This is a genomic window from Phenylobacterium sp. NIBR 498073, from assembly GCF_027286305.1.
GTDB lineage: Bacteria > Pseudomonadota > Alphaproteobacteria > Caulobacterales > Caulobacteraceae > Phenylobacterium.
Genome location: NZ_CP114599.1, coordinates 439,525 through 463,313, shown reverse-complemented (window position 1 = coordinate 463,313; position 23,789 = coordinate 439,525). Strand labels below are relative to the sequence as shown.

The window sequence follows — 23,789 nt, the reverse complement described above, 5'->3', positions numbered from 1 at the left end:
TTCGCGGGAGACGAAGGATGCGGTTCGACCTGGTTGATTTGCGGCTGTTCTGCGAGGTGGCGGACGCCGGATCCATCACCCGCGGGGCCGAACACTGCGCCCTGGCCCTGGCCGCGGCCTCGACGCGGATCCGCAATATGGAGGACGCGCTGGGCGCGCCGTTGCTGGAACGGTCGCGGCAAGGGGTCACCCCGACGCCGGCCGGCCGCACCCTGCTCAAGCACGCCCGCACCATCCTCTCGCAGACCGCCCGCCTGCGCGAGGACCTCGGCGCCTATGCCGGCGGCCTGTCGGGCGAAGTGCGGCTGCTGGCCAACACCAACGCCCTGACCGAATTCATCCCCGAGGCGCTGAGCCGCTTCCTGGCCGACCATCCGCACGTCAGCATCAACCTCGAGGAGCGGCTCTCCGACGAGATCGTCGGGCTGGTGGCCGAGGGCGTCGGCGACATCGGCATCGTCGCCGGCACCGTCGACATGGGCAGCCTGGAGACCTTCCCGTTCCGCTCGGACCGCTTCGTGGTGGTGACCAGCGCCATCCACCCGCTGGCCCAGCGCAAGTCGATGACCTTCGCCGACGTGCTCGGCTGCGACCTGGTCGGCCTGGACCGCGCCTCCTCGCTGCAGCGGTTCCTGTCGGCCAAGGCCGTACGCGAGGGCCGCCCGCTGCGGCTGCGCGTGCAGCTGCGCAGCTTCGATGCGGTCTGCCGGCTGGTGGAGTGCGGGGTCGGGGTCGGCATCGTGCCGGAAACCACCGCCCGCCGCGCGGCCCGCACCATGTCGCTGGGCATTGTCGACCTGACCGACGACTGGGCGCAGCGCGAGCTCACCATCTGCGTGCGCAGCCTGGCGGGCCTGGCCCCCTACGCCCGCGACCTGGTGGAGAGCCTGCGGTCCGGCTAGTCCGCGTCCTCGGCCAGCCAGTCGGCCGAGCGCATTTCCTGCAGCCGCGAGGCCGTGCGCTCGAACTCGAAGGCGCCGTCGCCCTCCGGATAGAGCTTGGTCGGCTCGGCCTGCGCCAGCACGATCAGCTTGGCGTGCGCCTCGTAGAGCGCGTCGATCAGGATCACGAACCGCCGCGCCTCCTCGCGCCGGTTCGGCGTCAGCATCGGCACGTCTTCCAGGAACAGGGTGTGGAACCGCTCGGCGATGGCGATGTAGTCGTTCGGTCCCAGCGCCACCGAGCACAGGCTGGCGAAGGTCGCTCGCGCCATGCCGCCCTGGGCGTGCGGCAGGTGCACCTTGCGACCCAGCACCTCCAGGATCTCGCCGACCTCCTCCTCGCCGCCCAGCATGTCCTTCCAGAGCGCGTCGAAACTGCGCGCATTGTCGGGATCGTTGGGGCTGAACCAGGTGCCGGCGGCGCGCAGGCGATCCAGCCGATAGTCGTGCGGCCCGGCCACGCTGACCACCTCGACCTTGCTCTTCAGCAGCGCAATGAACGGCAGGAACAGCTGGCGGTTGATGCCGTCCTTGTAGAGCTGGTCCGGCAGACGGTTGGAGGTCGCCACCAGGGTCACGCCGCGGGCGAACAGCGCCTCGAACAGTCGCCCCAGGATCATCGCGTCGGCGATGTCGGTGACCTGGAACTCGTCGAAGCACAGCAGCCGCGCCTGGCCGGCGACCACGTCGGCGACCGGCGGGATCGGATCGTCGCCCTTATGCTGCCCAAACTTCGCCTTCCGCGCCGCCGGATCGCCCTTGCGCCAGGCGTCGATCAGCCGATGGATCTCGCCCATGAAGACGTGGAAGTGGATGCGCCGCTTCTTCTCGACCGGCGCGCAGGCGAAGAACAGGTCCATCAGCATGGACTTGCCGCGCCCCACCGGCCCGATCAGATAGACGCCGCGCTGGCTTTCAGGCTTCTTGAAGAACGAAGCGAAGCCGTTCGGCTCGGCCCGCGTCAGGTCGCCCTCCAGGCGCACCAACGCCGCTAGCGCGGCGGCCTGGGCCGCGTCGGGACGGATCTCGCCCTGCGCCAGGCGGGCGTCATAGGCGGCTTGCAACTGCGACGGCATGGACTTCGCCTAGCCCCTCAGCGCCCCCGCCTCAAGCACGGAACAGGGCGCCGCTTCGGCGGTTGACCTAGTTGCACCCCAGATGAGGAGCCTGCCATGGCCGGAAAGAACCGCGACGCCGCGCCCGACCCCGTCATCGATGGCGAGACCGACCCCGAACTCGAACTCGCCCCGGACGACGCCTTGGAAGACGAGGCCAGCCGCCAAAGCTTCGGACGACGCGCCAGCGGCCATCCCGCCGACCGCGAACACGGCATGAAGACCCGCACCCGCAGCAAGCAGATCGTCAGCGGCCGCCCCTACGCCACCTAACTGGCCAGGCCCAGTTCCCTGCGAACGTGCTTGTAGGTCTCGCGCCGGTCGCAGGCGCAGGCCCGCATCTTGCCGTCCTTGCTCCACCAGACCAGGGTCGGATAGGCGAACCTGACCCCGTTGGCCCTCAGCAGCGGCGTCAGGTCGTCGACCATCTTGCGGCCGGCCTCGACCACCGCCGTGCGCGCCATGTCGCCGTCGGCCGGCGGGAGGCCCGGCGCGGTCCAGGCCGCGGCCGGGGCGTCGTCCCATTGCTCCATCAGCGGCCAGGAGCGGGTCAGCCACAGCTCGGCCACCGTGGCCCGCTCGGCCGGGGTGGACTTGGCCACGCCATTGAGGTCGCGGCGGGCGATCTCGATCACCCGGGTATCGACGTCCGCGGCCTGCAGCAGCGGAAACTCCTCGGCCTTGAAGCGCACGCAGTCGGGGCAGGTGCGGAACGAGACCATGTAGACTTTCGGCCCGGTCTTGCCCGGCGACACCCAACCCGAAGTCTCAAGGATTCTGGCGATCTCGTCCTGATGCTTGGTGATCGTGTGCGGCCGCCAGCGCAGGTCGTAGTTCCACCATGCGAAACCGCCGGCCCCCGCCAGGGCCACGACCAGGGCGAGGATCGCCCAGAGCTGGAACCGCTTCATCGAACCTCCGCCGCGAACCTGCGGCAGCGTAGTTCGATCACCGCATGGTGGGAATCACGAAGGCGCTGTCGTCGGTCATGCCCTCGGGCCAGCGCGCCGTGATCGTCTTGACCTTGGTGTAGAACTTCACGCCCTCCATGCCGTGCTGGTTCACGTCGCCGAAGGCGCTGCGCTTCCAGCCGCCGAAGGTATGGTAGGCGACCGGCACCGGGATCGGCACATTGATCCCGACCATGCCGACATTGACCCGGGCGGCGAACTCGCGCGCGGCGCGGCCGTTGCGGGTGAAGATCGCCACCCCGTTGCCGTACTGGTGGGCGCTCGGCAGGGCCAGCGCCTCCTCGAAGCTCTCGGCGCGGACGATCTGCAGCACCGGGCCGAAGATCTCCTCCTGATAGGTCTTCATCGTCGGCTTGACCTTGTCGAACAGGCTCGGGCCGATGAAGAAGCCCTTCTCGAAGCCCTGCAGCGCAAAGCCGCGGCCGTCGACCACCAGCTCGGCGCCCTCGTCGACCCCGATCTGGATGTAGTCGGCGATCTTGTTGCGGTGCGCGGCGCTGACCACCGGGCCGTACTGGGCCGCGGCGTCGGTCGAGACCCCGACCTTCAGCGTCTCCAACTCGGCGACCACCCGCTCGCGGATCGCCTCGGCGGTCTTGACGCCCACCGGCACGACCACCGGCAGCGCCATGCAGCGCTCGCCGGCCGAGCCATAGGCCGCGCCGACCAGGTCCTTGACCGTCTGGTCGAGGTCGGCGTCCGGCATGACGATGCCGTGGTTCTTGGCCCCGCCCATCGCCTGGACGCGCTTTCCGTGCGCCGCGCCGGTCGAATAGACGTAGTGGGCGATGTCGGACGAGCCGACGAAGCTGACCGCCGCGATGTCCGGATGGGTCAGGATCGCGTCGACCGCGACCTTGTCGCCGTGCACCACGTTGAGCACGCCGGCCAGGTCCATGCCCAGGTTCGCCCCGGCCTCCATGAACAGCTGCGCCAGCCGCACCGGAACGCTCGGGTCCTTTTCCGACGGTTTCAGGATGAAGGTGTTGCCGACCGCGATGGCGATCCCGAACATCCACATCGGGATCATGGCCGGGAAGTTGAACGGGGTGATCCCCGCCGCCACGCCCAGCGGCTGGCGCATCGAATAGACGTCGATGCCGGGGCCGGCGCCCTCTGTGTACTCGCCCTTCAGCGCATGCGGGATTCCGCAGGCGAACTCGATCACCTCCAGCCCGCGCTGGATGTCGCCCTTGGAGTCGGCGATCACCTTGCCGTGCTCGGACGACAGCAGCGCCGCCAGCTCGTCCATGCGCGCCTCGACCAGGCGCTTGAACTCGAACATCACCCGCGCGCGGCGCTGCGGGTTGGTCGCCGCCCAGGCCGGTTGCGCTTTCAGCGCGGCCTGCACCGCGGCGTCGAGCTCGGCCGGCGTCGCCAGGGCGACTTTTGCCTGCACCTCACCGGTGTTGGGGTCGAAAACTTCGCCGAACCGCCCGGACACGCCAGGCTGAGCCGCACCGGAAATGAAGTGTTGGATGTCGCGCATACCGGCGTTGTAGGCCCTCCGAAGAGGCCTGGGTAGACGTCACCCAACGTGAGCACGGCGGTGTTTTCGCCCTCGGCTTGCTCCGGCGCGGCGGGCCGTCGCATTCTGCGCGTCCGATGACGAGCCTTTCGCCCACCGCCTCCGCCCTGCCTGCCGCCGGCGCCTATCACGACCACATCGTCGATACGCTGATCGCCGAGCGCGCGCCGCGGCTGTCGGGCGGCGCGCTGTGGCCGCTGGTCCGGCCGGCGCTCTACAAGATCCTGGACTATCGCAAGGCCCGGGCCATGGCCGACGCCATCGCCCCGCTGCCCGGCCGCGCCGCCCTCGACTACGTCTCCGACCTGCTCAGCGTGCAGGTCGAGGCCCGCGGCCTGCAGCATGTCCCGTCGAAAGGGCGCGCGATCTTCATCTGCAACCACCCGACCGGCATCGCCGACGGCATCGCAGTGTTCGACGCGCTCAAGCGCCTTCGGCCCGACATCTGCTTCTACGCCAATTCCGACGCCCACCGCGTCGCGCCGCATTTCGACGAGGTGCTGATCCCCGTCGAGTGGGTCGAGGCCAAGCGCACCCGCGAACGCACCCGCCTGACCCTGCAGCTGACCCGCCAGGCCATGGAGGACGAGCGCGCCCTGATGATCTTCCCTGCCGGCCGCTTGGCTAGGCGCGGCCCAGGCGGCGTGCTCAGCGATCCCGAATGGATGCCCAGCGCCATCTCGCTGGCCCGCAAGTACGAGGCGCCGGTGATCCCGATGCACCTCAGCGGCCCCTCCTCGACCCTGTTCCACTTCTTCAACCGCTTCTCGAACGAGCTGCGCGACATCACCCTGTTCCACGAACTGCTGAACAAGCGCGGCCGGAAGTTCTCGCTGATCCTCGGTCCGCCGGTGCCGCCCGACGCGCTCGTCGTCGACGCGGTCGCCGCCACCGAGGCGCTGAAGGCCTATGTCCGCACCCTGCCGCAGCATCCCGAAAGGCCGTTCGCATGATCACCCAGGCCGAAGGCGACTTCCGGCTCGATGACGAGGCCGCCACCGGGCGGCTGGGCGCGGCCATCGCCGCCGAGCTGAAGCCGGGCGAGGCGATCTGCCTGACCGGGCCGCTGGGGGCCGGCAAGTCGACACTGGCCCGCGCCCTGGTCCGCGCCCTGACCACCGCGACCGAGGACGTGCCCAGCCCGACCTTCACCATCGTACAGTTCTACGAAGGCGCGCGGCTGAAGGTCGCGCACTTCGATCTCTACCGTCTGACCTCGGCCGACGAGGCCTATGAGATCGGCCTGGACGAGGCGCTCGAGGACGGCGCGGCGGTGATCGAATGGCCCGAGCGCCTGGAGGGCCATCTTCCCCCCGACCGACTTGATGTAGAGATCGTCGTCGATGAGTCGCCGGACGGCGGGGAGGCGCGGCGCGCCCGGCTGACGCCGGCGGGCGCCTGGGAAGGACGTGGACTTGAATTCCGATCGTGACGGCCGCAAGGCCGAGTTCCTGAAGGCGGCGGGCCTGGCTGACGCCCGTCGCGAGCTGCTGGCCGGCGACGCCTCGACGCGCGCCTACGAACGCCTGCATCGCGCCGACGGCTCGACCGTCATATTCATGGACCAGCCGCCGGCCGCCGAGAGCGCGGTCTGCCCGCCCGGCGCCAGCGAGGCCGAACGCCTGGCCATGGGCTACAACGCCGCCGCGCGCCTGGCCGCCGGCTCGGTCGCCGCCTTCGTCACCACCGCCGCCTGGTTGCGCGACCATGGCCTCTCGGCCCCGAAGATCCTCGCCCACGACATCGACGCCGGCCTGGCCGTGCTGGAAGACCTCGGCGATGGACTGTTCGCGACCCTGATCGCCGACGGCGAGCCCGAAGCCCCGCTCTACGAGGCCGCCGTCGACGTCCAGATTCAGCTGCAGGAAACCACCCCGCCCGACGTGCTCGTCGCCGACGGCGCATCCTGGCCGCTGCTGACCTACGACGCCCTGGCCCTGAAGGTCGGGACCGACACCTTCCTCGAATGGTGGCCGCAGTTCGCGCAGATCGCGGCCTTTTCGCCCGACGCGGTCGCCGAGTGGGACGCCCTCTGGGGGCCGGTGTTCGCGCGCGGCGCGGCCGGCGCCAGCGTCTTCACCCATCGCGACTTCCACGCTCAGAACCTGCTCTGGCTGCCGCAGCGCGCCGGCGTCGCCCGCGTGGGCCTGCTCGACTTCCAGGACGCCCTGCGCGCCCACCCGGCCTGGGACCTCACCCATCTGTTGCAGGACGCCCGCCGCGATGTCTCGCCCGAACTGGAAGCGGCGATGCTGGACCGCTTCCTGGCCGCACGCCCGGCCCTCGATCGCGAAGCTTTCATCCACGACTACCGCGCGCTGGCCGCCTCCAACGCCGCGCGCATCCTCGGCCGCGTCTTCGCCCGCCAGGCCCTGCTGGGCCGCCGCCAGTACGAGGCCTTCATGCCCCGCACCTGGCGCTACCTGGAACGCAACCTGACCGACCCGTCGATGGCCGGCCTGCGGGCCTGGTTCGACCGCCACGTCCCGACCGAGGCCCGCCGATGAGCCAGATCAAGACCGCCATGGTCCTGGCCGCGGGCCTGGGCACCCGCATGCGGCCGCTGACCGACGAGCGCCCCAAGGCCCTGGTCACCGTCGCCGGCAGGCCGCTGATCGACCACGTCCTCGACCGGCTGGTCGCGGCCGGGATCGAAACCGCCGTGGTCAACGTCCACCATTTCGCCGACCAGATGGAGGCCCATCTCGCCGGTCGGCGCGACATGAAGATTCTCATCTCCGACGAGCGGGCCGCCCTGCTCGACTCGGGCGGCGGCATCAAGCACGCGCGCCATTTGCTGGGCGACGACCCGATCCTGATCGCCAACATCGACTCGCTGTGGATCGAGGGGGAGACCCCGGCCCTGGAAACCCTCAAGGCGACCTGGAACCCGGACGCCATGGACCTCTGCCTGCTGCTGGTCCGCCGCGGTCACGGCATCGGCTTTGAGGGGCCGCAGGGCTTCTTCATGGACGAAGCCGGCCGACTGACCCACTCGGCCAAGCCCGAGCCGCCGACGCCCTACGCCAATGTCGGCTTCCAGATCCTCAAGCCCCAAATCCTCGACGGCGAGCCGGACGGCGCGTTCTCGATCGTGCCCGTCTGGTGGCGGCTGTCTGAACAGGGCCGCCTCTACGGCGCCGTCATGGACGGCTTCTGGATGCACGTCGGAGACCCCGCCGCCCGGGAGGCGGCCGAGGCGAAGCTCCGGTGACGGGCGCCCCCCGCCAAGGGTGTCATCCCGGTTTCGGCCGCAGGCCGAAGACCGGGGCCCATGGACACCTGATCGCGCAAGCAGCTGCGCGGCCTCTCTTCCACCTGGCCCTTGCGGAGCGAATGGGTCCCGGCCTTCCGCCCTGGTTCAGCCGGGATGACATCTGGGGCTCGAAGACCCCATGACCCTCTTCGCCCGCCCCGGTCCGCGCTGGTTCAACATCCCTGCCCACCGGCCGTTCGTGCAGGACCTGGCCGCCGGGCTCTATGACGCCCTGACCCCGCTCGGCCCCGACGCGCTGTCGCAGGCGATCATCCTCACCCCGACCCGGCGCGGCGCGCGGGCCCTGGCCGACGCCTTCATCGCCGCGGCCGGCGGCAAGGCCGTGCTGCCGCCGCAGATCCGCCCGCTGGGCGATCTCGACGAGGGCGAGCCGCCGTTCGAGCCCGGCGACCTGGCCGTCGAGCTGCCCGCCGCCATCGGCTCCCTGCGCCGCCGCTTCGAGCTGACCCGGCTGGTCAAGGCGCACGAGAAGCAGCTGGGCCGTGAGCTCGACGCCTCCGCGGCCCTGGAACTGGCCGACGCGCTCGGCGGCTTCCTCGACAGCCTGCAGATCGAGGAGGTCAGCGGCGCCGGCCTGGCCGACCTCGTCGGCGCGGACCTCGCCGAACACTGGCGCATCAGCCGCGAGTTCCTGGAGATGGCCCAGGTCGCCTGGCCCGCGCGCCTGGCCGAGCTTGGCCTGGTCGACGTCTCCCAGCGGCGCGTGGCCCTGCTGCGCAAGCTCGCCCAGGCCTGGACCGACCGTCCGCCCCAGGGCGTGCTGATCGCCGCCGGCTCCACGGGCACCGCGCCCGCCACCGCCGACCTGCTGGCCGTGGTCGCCGCAGCCCCGCAGGGGGCCGTGGTCCTGCCCGGCCTCGACGACAGCCTGGCCGAGAGCGCCTGGATCGAGGTCGGCGAGCAGCACCCGCAGGGGGCCATGCGCCGCCTGCTGCACCGCGCCGGGGTCGAGCGCCGCGACGTCATGGAGTGGCCCGCCTCCTTCACCCTCGATTCGCGCGGCCGCTGGCGCCGCCGGGTGATCAACGAGGCCCTGCGCCCGGCCGAACGCACCGCCGACTGGCTGTCGGTGATCGAGAGCCTGCGCCGCGAGGGCGACAAGGACGGCGTCGACGCCATCGCCGAAGGCCTGTCGGGCCTCTCCGTCGTCACCGCCCGCGCCGAGGAAGAGGCCGCCACCGCCGCCGCCCTGCTGCTGCGCGAGGCGCTGGAGACCCCCGGCCGCACCGCCGCGCTGGTCGCGCCCGATCAGGCCCTGGCCCGCCGCGTCGCCGCCAAGCTGGCCCGCTGGGGCGTCGCCGCCGACTCCTCCGCCGGCCTCTCGCTCTCCGGCTGCGCCGGCGGGGTGCTGGCCGGCCTGGTCGCCAAGGCCGCGGTCGATCCGCTTGATCCTGTGACCCTGCTGGCCATTCTCAAGCATCCGCTGGTGCGCCTGGGCCTCGATCCCGAGCACCTGATCGAGGCGCGCGCGGCGCTGGAGCGGGAAGGCCTGCGGGGCCCGCGCTGCACGACCTGGCCAGCCCTCGAGGCGCGGCTCGGCAAGTCCGACATCGCGCTGACCCTGGCGCGTACGCTGCAGGCTGGCCTTGCGCGCCTGATGATCGACACGCCCGATCAACCGCCGGCCGAAGCCGCCCAGCGCCTGACTGAGACCCTGGAGGCGCTCGCGGTCGATCCGCTCGGCGACACCGGCGGCCTCTGGGCCGATCATGGCGGCGAGGCGCTCGCCCGGCTGTTGGCCGGGCTGATCGACGAGTCCGAAGGTCTGCCCCATGTCACGCCGCGCGGCTTCGCCGACCTGCTCTCGCGACTGATGGCCGGCGAGAGCGTGCGCACCGGCGGTTCGACCCATCCACGCCTGCGCATCCTGGGCGCCATCGAGGCGCGCCTCACCCGCGCCGACCGCCTGGTAGTCGCCGGCCTGGAGGAAGGCGTCTGGCCGCAGGGCGCGCCGCTCGACCCGTTCCTGTCACGGCCGATGCGCGAGCGCCTGGGCCTCCCGCCGCCCGAGCGCCGCGTCGGCCTCGCCGCCCACGACTTCGCCCAGGCCGCCTGCGCGCCCGAGGTGATCTTGCTGCACTCCGAGCGTCGCGAGGGCGCTCCGGCGGTGAAATCGCGCTGGCTATGGCGGCTGGAGACCCTGGCTCGCGGCGCCGGCGTGCTGCTGCCCGGCCGGCCCGACGTCCTCGACTGGGCCCGCGCGCTCGACGCCGCCCAGGACTACAGGCCCGCCAAGCGCCCGGCCCCTTCGCCGCCTATCGCCGACCGCCCGCGCGAAATGGCCGTCACCCGCATCGAGGCCCTGACCCGCGATCCCTACGCGGTCTGGGCGCGCGACATCCTCAAACTGTTTCCCCTGGAACGGCCCGATGAGGCCGTCGAGGCCCGCGCCCGCGGCACCGCCATCCACAAGGCCTTCGAGCGGCTCGCCGAGGATCACCCCGACCAGTTGCCGCCCGACGCCGCGGCGATCTTCGAAGGCTTCTATGTCGCCGAACTGGAAGCCGCCGGCATGCCGCACGAAGCCCTGGCCCGCGAGACCGCCCTGGCCAAGGAAGCCGCCGCCTGGGTCGCCGACCTGGAGCGCCGCCGCCGCGCCGACGGCCGCACCATCCACGTCGAGCTGAAGGGCGAACTGACCATCGAGGCTCCGGCCGGGCCGTTCACCGTCAACGCCCGCGCCGACCGCATCGAGATCGACCCGCAGGGCTATGGCCACATCCTCGACTACAAGACCGGCAAGGCGCCGTCGAAAAAAGTCGTGGAGACCGGCTTCTCGCCGCAGCTCACCCTGACGGCGGCGATCCTTCAATCCGGCGGCTTCCCGACGCTCGGCCATCCTGAGCCGGGGGAGCTGACCTATCTGGAGATCACCGGCCGCAAGCCCGCCGGACGCGAGGAAGTCCGCGCCCTGCCGGGCGACGAGAGCGCCCTGGCGGCCGCCAACGCCTATGAGGGCCTGGCCAGGCTGGTCGCCCAGTTCGACCATGGCCGCCCCTACGCCTCACGCGTCGCCCCGCAGTTCGTGAAGCTGCACATGAGCGACTACGACCACCTGGCCCGGGTCTTCGAGTGGTCGACCAGCGGCGAGGAGGACGGCGAATGAACGCGATTGCGACCGCCGGCGATCCGCAGCGCCTGGCCGCCGATCCGGCCATCTCGGCCTTCGTCACCGCCAACGCCGGCTCTGGCAAGACCAAGACCCTGATCGACCGGGTCGCCCGCCTGCTCCTCGCCGGGGCGAAACCCGAGACCATCCTCTGCGTCACCTACACCAAGGCCGCCGCCGCCGAGATGCAGCGGCGGCTCTACGACCTGCTCGGCGGCTGGTCGGTCTATGACGACGCCAGCCTCAGCGCCGAACTGGCCAAGCTCGAAGGCCGCACGCCGGACGCCTACGACGCGCGCAGCCTGTCGAAGGCCCGCGCCCTGTTCGCCAGCGCCCTGGAGACGCCCGGCGGCCTGAAGATCCAGACCATCCACGCCTTCTGCGAAAAGCTCCTGCGGCGCTTCCCGCTGGAGGCCGGGGTCTCGCCCGGCTTCCGGGTCATGGACGACAGCGCCAGCGCCGCGGTCGCCGACGCCGCGCGCAAGGCCGTCGCCCGCCACGCCCTGCGCGGCGAGGGGGCGGTGGCGGAGGCCTATGCCCGCTTCTCGGTGGCGCTCGATTTCCAGAGCTTCCAGGGCATGTTCGCGACCTTCGAGTTCCAGCGCGGCCCGCTCGCCGCCTATCTGGGCGCTCAGGGCGGCCTTGAGGGCGCGGTCGAGGACGTCTGGCGCGTCTGCGGCTTCGACGCCCCCACCGACCCCGACGAGGTCGAGGCCGAAGCGCTGGCGCAGATGAACCGCTCGGCCTGGCAGGACTGCGTCGAGGTGCTGGCCCAGGGCGGCAAGGCCGACACCACCAACTCCGCCAAGCTGGCCGCCGCCCTGGTCCCCGGCGCGGGTCTCGACGAGGCGCTAGCGGCCCTCTTCACCGAAAAGGGCGAGAGCACGCCGGTCGCCTGGGTGCAGAAGACCTCCGGCCTCAAGGTCCGCGAGGACCTGCGGTTCTTCCTGCTGGCCGAACAGGACCGCCTGGAGATCGCCCGCGAACGACGCCGCGCCGCCCGCGTCGCCCACGACACCCACGGCGCGCTGATCCTCGCCAGCGCCTACCTCGCCGCCTACGGCATCGAAAAGACCGCCTCCGGCGCGCTGGACTTCACCGATCTTATTGAAAAAACACGCGATCTCGTCGCCTCGAGACCGATGGCCGCCTGGGTGCTCTACAAGCTCGACGGCGGCGTCGACCACATCCTGGTCGATGAGGCGCAGGACACCGCCCCCGAGCAATGGGAGATCGTCCGCGCCCTGACCGAGGAGTTCTTCGCCGGATCCGGCCAGTCCACCCAACGCCTGCTCGAGCGCAACATGTTCGTGGTCGGCGACGAGAAGCAGTCGATCTACTCCTTCCAGGGCGCGCGGCCCGAGCTGCTGATCCAGGAGTTCGAGTTCCACCGCGAGCGCGCCACCGGCGCCGGCTTCCGCTTCGAGCGGGTCGACCTGCTGACCTCCTGGCGCTCGACGCCCCAGGTGCTGGCCTTCGTCGACGCGGCCTTCGCCCCGCCCGAGCTCGCCGCCGCTGTCCTGCCGCGCCTCGAGGCCGAGGCCATCGTCCACCAGGCGGTGCGCTCCGACGCCGGCTGCGTCGACCTCTGGCCGCTGGAGCGCGAGGAGAAGGGCGACGTCCGCGACGCCTGGGACGCGCCGCTCGACGAGGAGGGCCAGGCCAGCGCCAACAAGCGGCTGGCCGAGAAGATCGCCGCCGAGATCGGCGCCCTGATCGAACGCGGCGACGCGGTGCTGGACAAGGAGACCCGCCAACCGCGCCCGGCCACCGCCGGCGACGTGCTGATCCTGGTCCGCCGCCGCAAAGCGCTTTTCGAGGAGATCCTGCGCGCGCTCAAGCACCGCAAGATCCCGGTGGCCGGCGCCGACCGGCTGGCGCTCTCCGAGCACATCGTCTTCGACGACCTGCTGGCCCTGGCCCGGTTCGCCCAGTACCCGGCCGACGAACTGACCCTGGCCGCCCTGCTGCGCAGCCCGTTCTGCGACCTCTCCGACGACAGCCTCTATGCCCTGGCCCACGGCCGCGGCCGCGAGAACCTCGCCGCAGTACTGCGCCGCCGCCGCGACGAGGCGCCCGAGTGGTCGGCCGCCGCCGATATGGTCGAATGGCTGGTCGCCAGCCGCGCCTTGCGGCCCTTCGAGTTCTATTCGCGCCTGCTGGCCCTGCGCGACGAGGGCGGCCGCTCGATGCGCCGCCGCCTGATGGAGCGGCTGGGGGCCGAAGCCGAAGACGCGCTAGATGAGTTCCTGGCCCAGGTGCTGGCCGCCGAGAGCCGCGGGCTCGAGGATCTCGAAAGCCTGGCCGCCGCGCTCGCCAGCCTCGACATCACCGTCAAACGCGAGATGGAGGCCGGCCGCGACGAGGTCCGGGTGATGACCGCGCACGGCGCCAAGGGCCTGGAGGCGCCGATCGTCTTCCTGCCGGAGACGACGCTGGGCCGCACCGCCCGCGGCTCGCCGCTGATGCCGACGCCCGCCGGCGGCTTCCTCTGGAGCACGTCGAAGGGGACCGACTGCGCCGCCTCGCTGGAGGCGCGCGAGTGGCGGGTCAAAAAGGACGAGGACGAGGCTGCGCGCCTGCTCTATGTCGCCCTGACACGCGCCCGCGACCGGCTGGTGCTGTGCGGCCGGGTCTCCGCCACCGCCAAGGAAGAGAACATCAAGGGCTGGTGGGGCGCGGTGGTCGCCGCCTTCGACCACGCTCATGTCGGCGGCGAGAAGCGGTCCATCGTCGGCGGCGGCCGCGAGTTCGTGCGCTTCGGCCCCGATCCGGTCGCCCTGGGCGCGGCCCAGGCGCAGGCCAAGACCGCGGCGTCCCTGCCCGCCTGGGCCCAGGTCGCCCCCCCGGCCGAGGCCTTCGCCCGCTACGCCTCGCCCTCGCAGCTCGGCGAGGACGTGGCCACGCCCGCCACCTCGCCGCTCATCCGCACAGAGGGCCTGGGCCGGTTCCGGCGCGGCGACCTGATTCACCGCCTGCTGCAGATCCTGCCCGACCTTCCGCCCGCAGAACGCGAATCGGCCGCCGTCCGCATCCTCTCGCGCGAACGTGATCTGACCGGCGAGCAGCGCGCGGAGATGACCGCCGCAGCCCTGGGCGTGCTCACCGACGCCCGCTTCTCCGAGGTGTTCGGGCCCGGCAGCCGGGCCGAGGTTTCGGTCGCCGGGACCGCCCGCGGCCTGCCGCCGGGCCTGGCCATTTCCGGCCGCATCGACCGGCTGGTGGTGCTGCAAGACCGTGTCCTAGTGGCGGATTTCAAGACCAACCGTCCCTCCCCCGACCGCATCGAGGACGCCGACCGCGCCTATCTGCGGCAGATGGCGATCTACGCCGCGGTGCTGGAGGACATCTTCGAGGGCCGGCGCATCGAGGCGGCCCTGGTCTGGACCGACGGCCCGAAGCTGATGGCGGTTCCAGAAAACCTGTGGCGTCAGACCCTTGCCGAGCTCCATCGTGAAGGTTGATACCGGAGCCATGCCCGCCTACATCGGCGGATCGAGAGCCGCGGCCAAACGTTCTTCCGGCCGGGCTAAAAGGAGCTTTTCATGAGCACCGTGACGGTCACCGACGAATCCTTCGACAAGGACGTCCTGCAGGCTTCCAAGCCTGTGCTGGTGGACTTTTGGGCCGAGTGGTGCGGCCCCTGTAAGCAGATCGCTCCGGCCCTGGAACAGATCGCCGCCGAACTCGGCGAGCAGGTCACCGTGGCCAAGCTGAACATCGAGGACAGCCCGACGACCCCGTCGCGCTACGGCGTGCGCGGCATCCCGACGATGATGCTGTTCAAGGGCGGCCAGATGACTTCGATGAAAGTCGGCGCCATGCCCAAGCAGAAGATCGTCGAGTGGCTTAACGAAGCCGGCATCTAAGCTTCTGCGACGCAGCCGGGCCTCCCGGCTGCGTCAGCCTTTCGCAGGCGCGGTCGCCATCCAGATGACGTGCCGCGCGCCGCGCTTGCCGCCGGTGGCGCGCACCCCGACCTCTTCCACATCGTAGCCGGCCTTGCGCAGGCGCTTGGTGAAGCGCTCGTCCCGAGCCGACGACCAGACGGCCAGGATCCCACCCGGCCGCAGGGCGCGCCGCGCCGCCGCCAGACCGCTGTCGTTATAGAGCCTGTCGTTGCCGGCCCGGCTGAGGCCCTCGGGCCCGTTGTCGACGTCCAGCAGGATGGCGTCGTAGCTCTCGCGGCCCGACCCGATCAGGTCGCCGACGTCGCCAACGGCGATCGTGAGCCGCGGATCCTTCAGGCACTCGCCCGAAAGGTGGGCCATCGGCCCGCGCGCCCAATCGACGATCTCCGGGACCAGTTCGCCGACCGTGACCTGCGCCGACGGCCCGAGGCTCTCCAGCGCCGCGCGCAGGGTGAAGCCCATGCCGTAGCCGCCGATCAGGATGTGGGGCTTGGGACGGTCCTTCAGGCGCTCGCAGGCCAGGGTGGCCAGCGCTTTCTCCGAGCCGCTGAGCCGGCTGCTCATCAGCTCGATGGCGCCGGCCATGATCGAGAACTCGGTCCCGCGCTGCATGAGCCGCAGCTCACCGCCGTCGTCGGGCACCACAGCGGTGGCGAGGTGAACCCAGGGGATCATGTCGGCCAGGTTTCCGGGCTCATGGCCAGCACCTCGCCGGCGAAATGCAGCCCGCCGCAGATCAGGATGTGCGGGGCCGGACCGGGCATGGCCAGGGCGCGGCGAACGCCCTCGGTGACATCGGCGGCCTCTTGCACGGCAAGCCCCGCCTGAGCGGCGGCCTCGGCCAGTTCGTCGGCCGGGGCGGCGTTGGGCGAGTCGAAGGTGGTCGCGAACACTGTCGGCTTGAGGTCCTGGAACGGCTGGAAGAAGCCCAGCGCGTCCTTGCGGGCGAACATCGCCGCCACCAGCACCAAGGGCCGCGGATCGCGCGCGACCAGCCGCCCGGCCGCCTCGGCCAGGGCGCGGCCCGCATGCGGATTGTGCCCGCCGTCCAGCCACAGGTCGCTGCCGCGCTCGGCCGCCAGCCGCGCCATCGGGCCCTCGGTCAGCCGCTGGAAGCGGCCCGGCCAAACGGCGCTGGAGACGCCCTTGGCCAGGGCCGCCTCGTCGATGCGCGGGTCGCCCAGCGCCAGGGCCGCGGCGACCGCCAGCCCGGCGTTGGCGAACTGATAGCCGCCGAACAGGCTGGGCGGCGGCAGGTCGTAGAGCTGGTCTTCCATCTGCACCAGCAACCGCCCGCGCTCCTCCCAGGCGTCGAAGTCGCGGCCCATCAGCGTGACCGGCGCGGCGAGCTTTTCGGCCTCCTCCAGGATCACCGCCTCGCCTTCCTCCATCTGCCGGGCGACCACCACCGGGCGGCCCTGCTTGATGATGCCGGCCTTCTCCCAGGCGATCTTGGGGAGCTCGGGCCCCAGCATCTCAAGGTGGTCGTAGTCGACCGGGGTGATGACGCTGACGGCGGGGGCGTCGAAGATGTTGGTGGCGTCGAACCGGCCGCCCAGGCCGACCTCGACGATGCACAGGTCGGCGGGGGTCTCGGCGAAGGCCTGGATGGCCAGCACCGTGGTGATCTCGAAGAAGCTGATCGGCTCACCGGCGTTGGCCGCCTCCAGCTTGTCGATCAGCTCGTTCATCCGCGCATCGCTGATCAGTTCGCCGGCCACGCGGATGCGCTCGGCGAACCGCACCAGGTGCGGCGAGGTGATGACATGGACCTTCATGCCCGCCGCCTCGGCGATCGCCCGCAGGTACGAGACCGTCGAGCCCTTGCCGTTGGTGCCGGCCACATGGATCACCGGCGGCAGCTTGCGCTCGGGATGGCCCAGCGCCGCCAGCAGCCGCTCGACCCGCCCCGTCGTCAGGTCGATCAGCGACGGGTGATGCGCCCGCAGCCGCAGGATCGCCTCGTCCGAAGCACGGATGGGATCATACATGAGCGGTGCGCCTGCCAGGACTAAGGGTGGAGACCGCGCGCTCACTAGCCCATTCGCGAGCCACAGCGAAGGCCGCGCGCGGTTTCCAGTCAGATTGGAACGGAAGGCCTAGGCGGCGTTCGAACGCTCGCGCCCCATCATCAGGGTCTTGAGGATCGAACCCAGCACCGGCCGCATCTCGGCGCGGGTCACCACGCGGTCGATCTGGCCGCGCTCGACCAGGAACTCGGCGCGCTGGAAACCGGGCGGCAGGGTCTCGCGGATGGTCTGCTCGATCACCCGACGGCCGGCGAAGGCGACCATGGCGTTCGGTTCGGCCAGATGGATGTCGCCCAGCATCGCATAGGACGCCGACACCCCGCCCGTGGTCGGGTCGGTCAGCACCACGATGTAGGGCAGGCCGGCGGCCTTGACCTCGTTCAGCGCCAGGGTGGTGCGGGCCATCTGCATCAGGGCGAGCGTGCCCTCCTGCATGCGCGCGCCGCCGGCGGCGGTGAAGATCACATAGGGCACGCCGCGCTTCACGGCTTCCTGCGCGGCCTTGATGAAGGCCTCGCCGACGCCGACGCTGAGCGAGCCGCCCATGAAGCTGAAGTCCTGCACCGAGACGACGCAGGGCACGCCCTCGATGGTCCCATAGCCCGAGCTCATCGCGTCCTGCGCGCCGCTCGCCTTACGGGCGGCCTTGAGCTTGTCCATGTAGGGCTTGGTGTCGGGGAACTTCAGCGGGTCGTCGACCACGCCCTTCGGCGCTTCCAGCTTTTCGTACTGGCCGTCGTCGAAGGTGTAGCGCAGGCGCTGCTCGGCGCCGATCCGCATGTGGTGGCCGGACGGAGTGACCCACAGGGCCGCCTCCAGGTCCGAGCGGTAGATCATCTCGCCGGTGTCCGGGCACTTGACCCAGAGGTTCTCCGGAGTCTCGCGCTTGGCGACGAGATTGCGCACGCCGGGCGCGATCCGGGAGAGCCAGCCGCGGCGTTCGCGGGGCGCCTGAGGGCCTTTGCCCGGTTTGTCGTTTCGCTGTTCAGCCATCGCCATGGGGTTCTACACCGTGAGGCTTTCGACTCGCGCGGAGCGCACAGCCTTAGCCAAGGATTCCACTTTGGAAAGAACCCTGGCGGTCACAGATTCGTTCATTGCCAAGCCTGTTGCGACCTCTTCGACGAGGGCCGAACCGACCACCGCCGCGTCCGCCACGCGGGCGATCTCGGCGGCCCGCTCGGGCGTCTTGATTCCGAAGCCCACCGCCACCGGCAGCCCCGAGGCGGCGCGGATGCGCTCGACGTTCGGCGCCACGGCCGCGGCGTCGGCCTCCTTTACGCCGGTCACACCGGCGACCGACACGTAGTAGACGAAGCCGGACGTGCGGCGGATCACCACCGGCAGCCGCTTCTCGTCGCTGGTCGGCGTCGCCAGCCGGATCAGCGACAGATCGCTGGCGTCCAGGGCGTCGGCCAGCGGATCGGCCTCTTCCGGCGGGATGTCGACGCAGATCACGCCGTCGACCCCGGCCGCCGCGGCGTCGCGGGCGAACGCCGCATAGCCGTGGTGCACCAGCGGATTGGCGTAGCCCATCATGATGATCGGCGTCGCCTGGTCGGACTTCCGGAACTCGGCGATCATCGCCAGGGTCTTCTTCAGTGTCTGGCCGTTCGCCAGCGCCCGCTGAGCGGCGCGCTGGATCGGCGGGCCCTCGGCCATCGGATCGGAGAACGGAAAGCCGACCTCGATCAGGTCGGCGCCGGCGGCGGGCAGGCCCTGCAGGATCTCCAGGCCGGTCGCGTAGTCGGGGTCGCCGGCCATCACATAGGCGACGAACGCCGCCCGGTTCTCCGCCTTCAGCTGGGCGAAGCGGGCCTCGATACGGGATTTGCTCATGGGGACGCCCTGTGCACCGTGGGGGTCGAATCGCGGACGTCGACCTTGATCACGCCCGTCGCCCAGCCAGCCGCCAGCAACAGCGCTACGGCGACGACGATCTGCAGGGCGTATCTCAGCCTGGACATCGACGCGGTCAAATCGTGCGGCCCAGGTGGTCGGCGACGGTCTGCACGTCCTTGTCGCCGCGCCCGGAGAGGTTCAGCACCACAATCCCGTCCTTGCCGACCTCGGCGCAGATCTCCGGCAGTCGGGCCAGGGCGTGCGAGGATTCGATCGCCGGCAGGATGCCTTCCAGCTCGGCCAGCAGCTTGAAGGCGTCCAGCGCCTCCTGGTCGGTGCAGGTCAGGTACTTGGCCCGGCCGACGTCGTGCAGCCACGAGTGCTCGGGCCCGATGCCCGGATAGTCGAGGCCGGCCGAGATCGAGTGCGCCTCGGTGATCTGGCCTTCGTCGTCCTGCAGCAGATAGGTCATGTTGCCGTGCAGGACGCCCGGACGGCCGCCGTTGATCGCCGCGGCGTGACGGCCCGTGCCCATGCCCTCGCCCGCCGCCTCGACGCCGAACAGCTGCACGCCCTCGTCGTTGAGGAACGGGTGGAACAGGCCGATGGCGTTCGAGCCGCCGCCGACGCAGGCGACCACCGCGTCGGGCAGCCGGCCTTCCAACTCCAGGATCTGCTGCTTCACCTCCTGGCCGATCACGGCCTGGAAGTCGCGGACCATGGCCGGATAGGGGTGCATGCCCGCCGCCGTGCCGATCAGGTAATAGGTGTCGTGGACGTTGGTGACCCAGTCGCGCAGGGCCTCGTTCATCGCGTCCTTGAGGGTCGCCGAGCCGGCGGTGACCGCCTCGACCTGGGCGCCCAGCAGGTTCATCCGGAAGACGTTCGGCTTCTGCCGCTCGACGTCGACCGCGCCCATATAGACCACGCAGGGCAGGCCGAAGCGGGCGCAGACGGTGGCCGTGGCCACGCCGTGCTGGCCGGCGCCGGTCTCGGCGATGATCCGGGTCTTGCCCATCCGCATGGCCAGCAGGATCTGCCCCATGCAGTTGTTGATCTTGTGCGAGCCGGTGTGGTTCAGCTCTTCGCGCTTCAGATAGATCTTCGGCCCGCCATAGTGCTGCGTCAGCCGCTCGGCGTAGTAGAGCGGGCTGGGACGGCCGACATAGTGGGTCAGGAAGCTGCGCAGTTCGGCCTGGAAGGCCGGATCGTTCTTCGCCGCCGTGTACGCCGCGTCCAGCTCATGGACCAGCGGCATCAACGTCTCGGGAACGTAGCGCCCGCCATAGTCGCCGAAGCGGCCGGATGCGTCCGGATAGGCGGTGTAGTCGTTGGGTTTCGCTGGGGCGTTCACAGGAATCTGCAACTTCAAGCGCGGCGGACGGCGTCGAGAAACGCCTTGATCAAGGCCGGGTCCTTTAGTCCGGGACCGCGTTCCACGCCAGAAGAAACGTCCACAAGCGGCGCGCCCGACAGCCGGATCGCCTCGGCGACGTTCCACGGATCGAGGCCCCCGGCCAGCAGCCAGGGCCGCTGGAAGCGCCGCCCGGCCATGATCGTCCAGTCGAACCGCGCGCCGGTTCCGCCCGGCAGTTCGGAGTCCTTCGGCGGCTTGGCGTCGAACATCAGATGTTCGACCACCGGCTCGAAGCCGCCCGCCGCCGCGACGTCGGAGCCGTCCGACACCGGCAGCGCCTTGATGATCCCGACGCCCGTGCGCTCGGCCGCCTGATGGGCGCGCGCCGGCGTCTCCTTGCCGTGCAGCTGGATGAGGTCGGGCTTCAGGGTCGCCATCAGCCGGTCGAGCATCGCATCGTCCGGATCGACGGTGACGGCGACGATCTTCACGCCCCGCGCCCGCGCCGGCTGGGCCAGGATCGCGGCGGCCTCCAGCTCGACATAGCGCGGGCTCTTGGGGAAAAAGTTGAAGCCGATGTGGCTGGCTCCGCCGTCGGCGGCCGCACGCACGGTCTCGGGCGTCGAAAGTCCGCAGATCTTGGCGCGCACGGTCATGGGCCGCAGTTAGCCCCGCTGGCGCGCCAAGCCAAGCCGGATCAGGATTTGGTCTTCAGAAGGTCGCGGATTTCGGTCAGCAGGGCCTCGCTGGGGCTGGGCGCGGCGGGCGCCTCCTCCTGTTGACGGCGCAGGGCGTTCACGCCCTTGACCAGCAGGAAGATCACCCAGGCGACGATCAGGAACTGGATGAGGGTGTTGACGAAGGCGCCGTACTGGATGGCGACCAGCTCGCTGGCCTTGGTCGCCGGGTCGTCCGCCCGCAGCACCCATTCCAGCTTCGAGAAGTCCATGCCGCCGGTGAGCAGGCCGATCGGCGGCATCACCACCTGATTGACCAGGCTGTCGACGATCTTGTTGAACGACGCGCCGATGATCACGCCGACCGCAAGGTCGATGACATTGCCACGCGCGATGAACTCGCGGAATTCAGAGAAGATGCCCATGGATCACCGTTGATCGCTCAAACCAAGGGTCAGGATCGACTGAGCCCTTCCTTTAGGTCAACCGCAAACCTCTGCCGGTTGACTAGTCGGCGTTGAGCCGCTCGCGCAGTTCCTTGCCGCTCTTGAAGAACGGAACATGCTTGGCGCGCACGTCCACGGACTCGCCGGTGCGCGGATTGCGGCCGGCCCGCGCGTCGCGCGACCGCACCGAAAGCGCCCCGAAGCCGCGCAGCTCGACGCGGCCGTCAGTTTCCAAAGCTTGGATCATCCGCTCGAGGATAACCCCGACCACGCGCTCGACGTCGCGTTGGGTCAGGTGCGGGTTTTCCTCCGACAAGCGGGCGATAAGTTCCGACTTGATCATGCCTATTTCCGGGTCCCCGAGCCGTGGGGAGACGGCTCATAGGCTTTCAACTAGGAGCAACAACTTCGCCAGACGGCGCGCCTCGCAAGAAATCGCTGGAAGCGAGCGGGACCATGGTCGAGTCCGATTGGATGTTCAAGGCGCAAAGAAGGTTGACGCCCCCTCCCACAGCCCCGTTCGCCGGTTTTTCAACCGTCAGGTGACGTCAGGTAAGTGTCACGCGACGTCATTTGGGCGCCCGCACGAAGTATTCCTGCGCGGCCAGCGCCCGCAGGCCGCGATTCGCCGCCTCGATATCGGCCGCCGGAATCTCGGGCGCCATCGCGCGCACCTGGGTCGAGAACCGGGCCACCTCGCCCTCGATCAGCGAGGATTGCCGCACTTCGTAGCCGCCGATCGTCTGCTCGCCGTTCGGGCCGCGGATCGTAAAGCCGCGCCCGCCGCCCGGCAGCACCACCTCGGTCACAGACTCGCGGAAGGTCGGATAGGCCACCGCATAGGGGGCGTCGCGGTTGGGGCCCGGCTCGCGCCGCGGATAGGCGGTCACGCCGCCGCCGGTTCCCGGCAGCCTGAACTCGCGCACGCCCAGGTCGGGGTTCTCGCGCCAGTCGACCTCGGCCGTGCCGGTCATCACCAGCGTGAAGCTGTTGTCGCCCGGCTGGCTGTCCCAGCGGACGCTGTCCAGCGCGATCCAGCTGTAGCTGGCGGAGAAAGCCTGGCGGAAGGTGCGCTCCAGGTCGGCCTTGGGGGCGCGCGCGGCGACCTGGCGGAAGCCGGCGGCGGCGTCGCCGTGCATGCGCAGTTCGACCCGCGCCGGGGCGGCCTCCGACAGTCCCTTTGAGGCGTCGAGGTGGATCTCCGCGACGATCTGCGGCCGGCTGGGCGGCGGCTCGACCACCCGCTCCAACTCGGCGCCGTCGGCGCGCAGCGGCAGCGCCCAGCGCCAGCCGGGCGCAGGCAGGGTGTCGATCCCGCCGCGGTCGCCGGTCCGCGTGCCGTCCAGCCAGTAGGTTTTGCCGCCGATGACGGCGCGCACCAGGACGTGGTTGAACGCCGACAGCGAGGGCAAGCGCTCGTCCATCCCGTCGCCGCCGCCCAGCGACACCAGCGCCGGCTCGGCCTCGATCCCCAGCTCCTTGAGCAGCGCCAGCAGCAGCACGGTCTTGCCCTTGCAGTCGCCGAACCGCCGCTGCCAGGTCTCGTCGGCCGTAGCCGGCACATAGCCGCCCTCGCCCATGCCCAGGAACAGGTAGCGGGTCTGGTCCTCGACCAGCTGCAGGGCCGCGAAGGCCCGGTCTTTGGGCTCCTTGTGCGCGGCGGCGATGGCCGCGGCCTGCGCCTTCACGTCGGAGCCCGGCCCCAGGGTCGCGGCCTTGGCGAAGTGGGGATGCATGATGCGCGAGACCTCGCCCCAGGCCGCGTAGCTCGACACTTCCAGGTCGCCCAGCCGCTGGAACCTCAGCGGCGCGCCCAGCGGCGGCTTGGGCGCCGTGGCCAGCGCCTGGTCGCGCTCCAGCACCGTCCAGCCGCCTTGGCTCGCGACCTTCGGCTCGCCGAAACCTTCGGTGCCCTGCCAGCGCACCGCCTTGTCCTGCGGCCAGGAGACCCGCACGCGATAGCGCCCGGCCGCGCCGGGGAACTGCATCCGCTCATAGTCGTAGGAATGGCCCTCGACGATCGGGTCGCGGCGGGTGATCGTCCAGGCCATGTCGACCAGGTCGCCGACTTGCAGGCCCTCGATCTGGCGGCTGGCGGTCAGCCGCCCGTCCAGCATCGCCCGCTCCAGGTTGGTCTCGCGGCGCAGGACCAGCAGGTCCTTGCCGCCCTTCAGGAGGTCGATGGTCTTGCCGTCGCGGACGATGCGCAGGGTGTGCCAGGCCACCTGCTCGACCGCCGGGTCCCAGGTCACGTTGCGCGACTGGAAGCCGGTCAGCCCCTCGGACCGGGTCACCCGGTAGATGCGGCGGTTGTAGTAGGAATCCCCGTCCGACGAGAACCGCGTCTGGTTGTCGTCCAGCACCACCTGCACCGCCGCGCCGCCGTCCTCGGGCGGGGTCTGGGGGATCTCCGCCACCGCCACCCAGGCGGCCGGCGGGCCGAAGCTCGGCCGGTCGGCGGCCAGCGCGGGCGAGAACCAGGCGGCGGCGGCGATCGCCACCAAGGTCGTACGATACAAGGCGGCGCGCCTCCACGGGGAACTGAGGGCGCGCACGATACCGGCCTAACCGGAAAAGGAAACGGC

At 70.7% G+C, this 23,789-nt stretch carries 22 protein-coding genes; 9 read left to right on the top strand and 13 right to left on the bottom strand.

All coding sequences use genetic code 11. The features are described from left to right. The first annotated feature begins 17 nt into the window (after positions 1-17). Positions 18-902, top strand: a complete 885-nt coding sequence (locus O4N75_RS02350; RefSeq protein ID WP_269627793.1) for a LysR substrate-binding domain-containing protein — start codon at positions 18-20, stop codon at positions 900-902. On the opposite strand, the gene zapE is transcribed toward O4N75_RS02350, so the two are convergent. After that, positions 899-2,017, bottom strand: a complete 1,119-nt coding sequence (zapE, locus tag O4N75_RS02345; protein ID WP_269627791.1) for a cell division protein ZapE — start codon at positions 2,015-2,017, stop codon at positions 899-901. The two genes, O4N75_RS02350 and zapE, sit on opposite strands and share 4 nt — an antisense overlap. Before the next feature lie 96 nt (positions 2,018-2,113). Between zapE and O4N75_RS02340 the strand changes: the two genes are divergently transcribed. Further along, positions 2,114-2,329 carry a hypothetical protein gene (locus O4N75_RS02340; RefSeq protein ID WP_269627790.1) on the top strand — a complete coding sequence of 72 codons (216 nt, stop codon included), beginning with the start codon at positions 2,114-2,116 and terminating at the stop codon, positions 2,327-2,329. On the opposite strand, the gene O4N75_RS02335 is transcribed toward O4N75_RS02340, so the two are convergent. Together O4N75_RS02335 and O4N75_RS02330 are read right to left on the bottom strand one after the other, a co-directional pair. Beyond that, positions 2,326-2,967, bottom strand: a complete 642-nt coding sequence (locus O4N75_RS02335; RefSeq protein ID WP_269627789.1) for a hypothetical protein — start codon at positions 2,965-2,967, stop codon at positions 2,326-2,328. The two genes, O4N75_RS02340 and O4N75_RS02335, sit on opposite strands and share 4 nt — an antisense overlap. A gap of 37 nt (positions 2,968-3,004) precedes the next feature. After that, the gene (locus O4N75_RS02330) at positions 3,005-4,516 is read right to left on the bottom strand and encodes a CoA-acylating methylmalonate-semialdehyde dehydrogenase (RefSeq protein WP_269627788.1); all 1,512 of its coding nucleotides are present in this window, start codon (positions 4,514-4,516) and stop codon (positions 3,005-3,007) included. A gap of 116 nt (positions 4,517-4,632) precedes the next feature. Here O4N75_RS02330 and O4N75_RS02325 point away from each other — a divergent pair, with 116 nt between their 5' ends. The 7 genes from O4N75_RS02325 (at position 4,633) to trxA (ending at position 14,810) form a co-directional block, all read left to right on the top strand. Then, positions 4,633-5,508 (top strand): 1-acyl-sn-glycerol-3-phosphate acyltransferase, encoded by an 876-nt coding sequence (locus O4N75_RS02325; RefSeq protein ID WP_269627787.1) that lies wholly within the window; start codon positions 4,633-4,635, stop codon positions 5,506-5,508. Then, positions 5,505-5,987, top strand: coding sequence for a tRNA (adenosine(37)-N6)-threonylcarbamoyltransferase complex ATPase subunit type 1 TsaE (gene tsaE, locus O4N75_RS02320; protein ID WP_267230862.1), 483 nt, complete (start codon positions 5,505-5,507; stop codon positions 5,985-5,987). The genes O4N75_RS02325 and tsaE overlap by 4 nt, the downstream gene beginning before the upstream one ends. Next, a complete protein-coding gene (gene amgK, locus O4N75_RS02315) occupies positions 5,971-7,062 on the top strand; it encodes an N-acetylmuramate/N-acetylglucosamine kinase AmgK (RefSeq protein ID WP_269627785.1) in 1,092 nt (363 codons plus the stop codon). Before tsaE ends, amgK begins: the two co-directional genes overlap by 17 nt. Continuing rightward, positions 7,059-7,769 carry a nucleotidyltransferase family protein gene (locus O4N75_RS02310; protein ID WP_269627784.1) on the top strand — a complete coding sequence of 237 codons (711 nt, stop codon included), beginning with the start codon at positions 7,059-7,061 and terminating at the stop codon, positions 7,767-7,769. The genes amgK and O4N75_RS02310 overlap by 4 nt, the downstream gene beginning before the upstream one ends. A gap of 181 nt (positions 7,770-7,950) precedes the next feature. Then, positions 7,951-10,938: a double-strand break repair protein AddB gene (gene addB / locus O4N75_RS02305; RefSeq protein WP_269627783.1), complete on the top strand. Its 2,988-nt coding sequence runs from the start codon at positions 7,951-7,953 to the stop codon at positions 10,936-10,938. Further along, on the top strand, positions 10,935-14,405 hold the full coding sequence (gene addA / locus O4N75_RS02300; RefSeq protein WP_269627782.1) for a double-strand break repair helicase AddA: 3,471 nt from the start codon (positions 10,935-10,937) through the stop codon (positions 14,403-14,405). The genes addB and addA overlap by 4 nt, the downstream gene beginning before the upstream one ends. 81 nt (positions 14,406-14,486) lie before the next feature. Then, on the top strand, positions 14,487-14,810 hold the full coding sequence (gene trxA, locus O4N75_RS02295) for a thioredoxin (RefSeq protein ID WP_267230867.1): 324 nt from the start codon (positions 14,487-14,489) through the stop codon (positions 14,808-14,810). A 33-nt stretch (positions 14,811-14,843) separates the two neighbouring features. On the opposite strand, the gene O4N75_RS02290 is transcribed toward trxA, so the two are convergent. From O4N75_RS02290 to O4N75_RS02245, 10 genes are all read right to left on the bottom strand, one after another. After that, a complete protein-coding gene (locus tag O4N75_RS02290; protein WP_269627781.1) occupies positions 14,844-15,527 on the bottom strand; it encodes an MnmC family methyltransferase in 684 nt (227 codons plus the stop codon). Further along, positions 15,524-16,843 carry a folylpolyglutamate synthase/dihydrofolate synthase family protein gene (locus O4N75_RS02285; RefSeq protein ID WP_269627779.1) on the bottom strand — a complete coding sequence of 440 codons (1,320 nt, stop codon included), beginning with the start codon at positions 16,841-16,843 and terminating at the stop codon, positions 15,524-15,526. Before O4N75_RS02285 ends, O4N75_RS02290 begins: the two co-directional genes overlap by 4 nt. Before the next feature lie 108 nt (positions 16,844-16,951). After that, the gene (accD, locus tag O4N75_RS02280; protein ID WP_267230870.1) at positions 16,952-17,881 is read right to left on the bottom strand and encodes an acetyl-CoA carboxylase, carboxyltransferase subunit beta; all 930 of its coding nucleotides are present in this window, start codon (positions 17,879-17,881) and stop codon (positions 16,952-16,954) included. Positions 17,882-17,887: 6 nt separating this feature from the next. Further along, a complete protein-coding gene (trpA, locus tag O4N75_RS02275; RefSeq protein ID WP_269627778.1) occupies positions 17,888-18,721 on the bottom strand; it encodes a tryptophan synthase subunit alpha in 834 nt (277 codons plus the stop codon). Further along, complete coding sequence (locus tag O4N75_RS02270; RefSeq protein WP_269627777.1) at positions 18,718-18,849, bottom strand: hypothetical protein; 132 nt, start codon at positions 18,847-18,849, stop codon at positions 18,718-18,720. The genes trpA and O4N75_RS02270 overlap by 4 nt, the downstream gene beginning before the upstream one ends. Before the next feature lie 8 nt (positions 18,850-18,857). Continuing rightward, on the bottom strand, positions 18,858-20,078 hold the full coding sequence (gene trpB, locus O4N75_RS02265) for a tryptophan synthase subunit beta (RefSeq protein ID WP_269627776.1): 1,221 nt from the start codon (positions 20,076-20,078) through the stop codon (positions 18,858-18,860). Between the two features lie 14 nt (positions 20,079-20,092). Then, positions 20,093-20,737, bottom strand: a complete 645-nt coding sequence (locus O4N75_RS02260) for a phosphoribosylanthranilate isomerase (protein ID WP_269627775.1) — start codon at positions 20,735-20,737, stop codon at positions 20,093-20,095. 41 nt (positions 20,738-20,778) lie between these two features. Continuing rightward, the gene (gene mscL, locus O4N75_RS02255) at positions 20,779-21,183 is read right to left on the bottom strand and encodes a large-conductance mechanosensitive channel protein MscL (RefSeq protein WP_269627774.1); all 405 of its coding nucleotides are present in this window, start codon (positions 21,181-21,183) and stop codon (positions 20,779-20,781) included. A gap of 82 nt (positions 21,184-21,265) precedes the next feature. After that, the gene (gene ihfB, locus O4N75_RS02250; RefSeq protein WP_267230876.1) at positions 21,266-21,547 is read right to left on the bottom strand and encodes an integration host factor subunit beta; all 282 of its coding nucleotides are present in this window, start codon (positions 21,545-21,547) and stop codon (positions 21,266-21,268) included. A 226-nt stretch (positions 21,548-21,773) separates the two neighbouring features. Then, positions 21,774-23,723 carry a DUF3857 domain-containing protein gene (locus tag O4N75_RS02245; RefSeq protein ID WP_269627772.1) on the bottom strand — a complete coding sequence of 650 codons (1,950 nt, stop codon included), beginning with the start codon at positions 23,721-23,723 and terminating at the stop codon, positions 21,774-21,776. Between the last annotated feature and the right edge of the window lie 66 nt (positions 23,724-23,789).

Bases quoted from the DNA above. Each gene is read 5' to 3' on its own strand.
- O4N75_RS02330 (WP_269627788.1), bottom strand. From the start codon at position 4,516: ATGCGCGACATCCAACACTTCATTTCCGGTGCGGCTCAGCCTGGCGTG.
- O4N75_RS02260 (WP_269627775.1), bottom strand. From the start codon at position 20,737: ATGACCGTGCGCGCCAAGATCTGCGGACTTTCGACGCCCGAGACCGTG.
- O4N75_RS02290 (WP_269627781.1), bottom strand. From the start codon at position 15,527: ATGATCCCCTGGGTTCACCTCGCCACCGCTGTGGTGCCCGACGACGGC.
- ihfB (WP_267230876.1), bottom strand. From the start codon at position 21,547: ATGATCAAGTCGGAACTTATCGCCCGCTTGTCGGAGGAAAACCCGCAC.
- accD (WP_267230870.1), bottom strand. From the start codon at position 17,881: ATGGCGATGGCTGAACAGCGAAACGACAAACCGGGCAAAGGCCCTCAG.
- zapE (WP_269627791.1), bottom strand. From the start codon at position 2,017: ATGCCGTCGCAGTTGCAAGCCGCCTATGACGCCCGCCTGGCGCAGGGC.
- O4N75_RS02285 (WP_269627779.1), bottom strand. From the start codon at position 16,843: ATGTATGATCCCATCCGTGCTTCGGACGAGGCGATCCTGCGGCTGCGG.
- O4N75_RS02325 (WP_269627787.1), top strand. From the start codon at position 4,633: ATGACGAGCCTTTCGCCCACCGCCTCCGCCCTGCCTGCCGCCGGCGCC.
- mscL (WP_269627774.1), bottom strand. From the start codon at position 21,183: ATGGGCATCTTCTCTGAATTCCGCGAGTTCATCGCGCGTGGCAATGTC.
- tsaE (WP_267230862.1), top strand. From the start codon at position 5,505: ATGATCACCCAGGCCGAAGGCGACTTCCGGCTCGATGACGAGGCCGCC.
- O4N75_RS02270 (WP_269627777.1), bottom strand. From the start codon at position 18,849: ATGTCCAGGCTGAGATACGCCCTGCAGATCGTCGTCGCCGTAGCGCTG.
- O4N75_RS02335 (WP_269627789.1), bottom strand. From the start codon at position 2,967: ATGAAGCGGTTCCAGCTCTGGGCGATCCTCGCCCTGGTCGTGGCCCTG.
- O4N75_RS02350 (WP_269627793.1), top strand. From the start codon at position 18: ATGCGGTTCGACCTGGTTGATTTGCGGCTGTTCTGCGAGGTGGCGGAC.
- addA (WP_269627782.1), top strand. From the start codon at position 10,935: ATGAACGCGATTGCGACCGCCGGCGATCCGCAGCGCCTGGCCGCCGAT.
- O4N75_RS02310 (WP_269627784.1), top strand. From the start codon at position 7,059: ATGAGCCAGATCAAGACCGCCATGGTCCTGGCCGCGGGCCTGGGCACC.
- trxA (WP_267230867.1), top strand. From the start codon at position 14,487: ATGAGCACCGTGACGGTCACCGACGAATCCTTCGACAAGGACGTCCTG.
- O4N75_RS02340 (WP_269627790.1), top strand. From the start codon at position 2,114: ATGGCCGGAAAGAACCGCGACGCCGCGCCCGACCCCGTCATCGATGGC.
- addB (WP_269627783.1), top strand. From the start codon at position 7,951: ATGACCCTCTTCGCCCGCCCCGGTCCGCGCTGGTTCAACATCCCTGCC.
- trpA (WP_269627778.1), bottom strand. From the start codon at position 18,721: ATGAGCAAATCCCGTATCGAGGCCCGCTTCGCCCAGCTGAAGGCGGAG.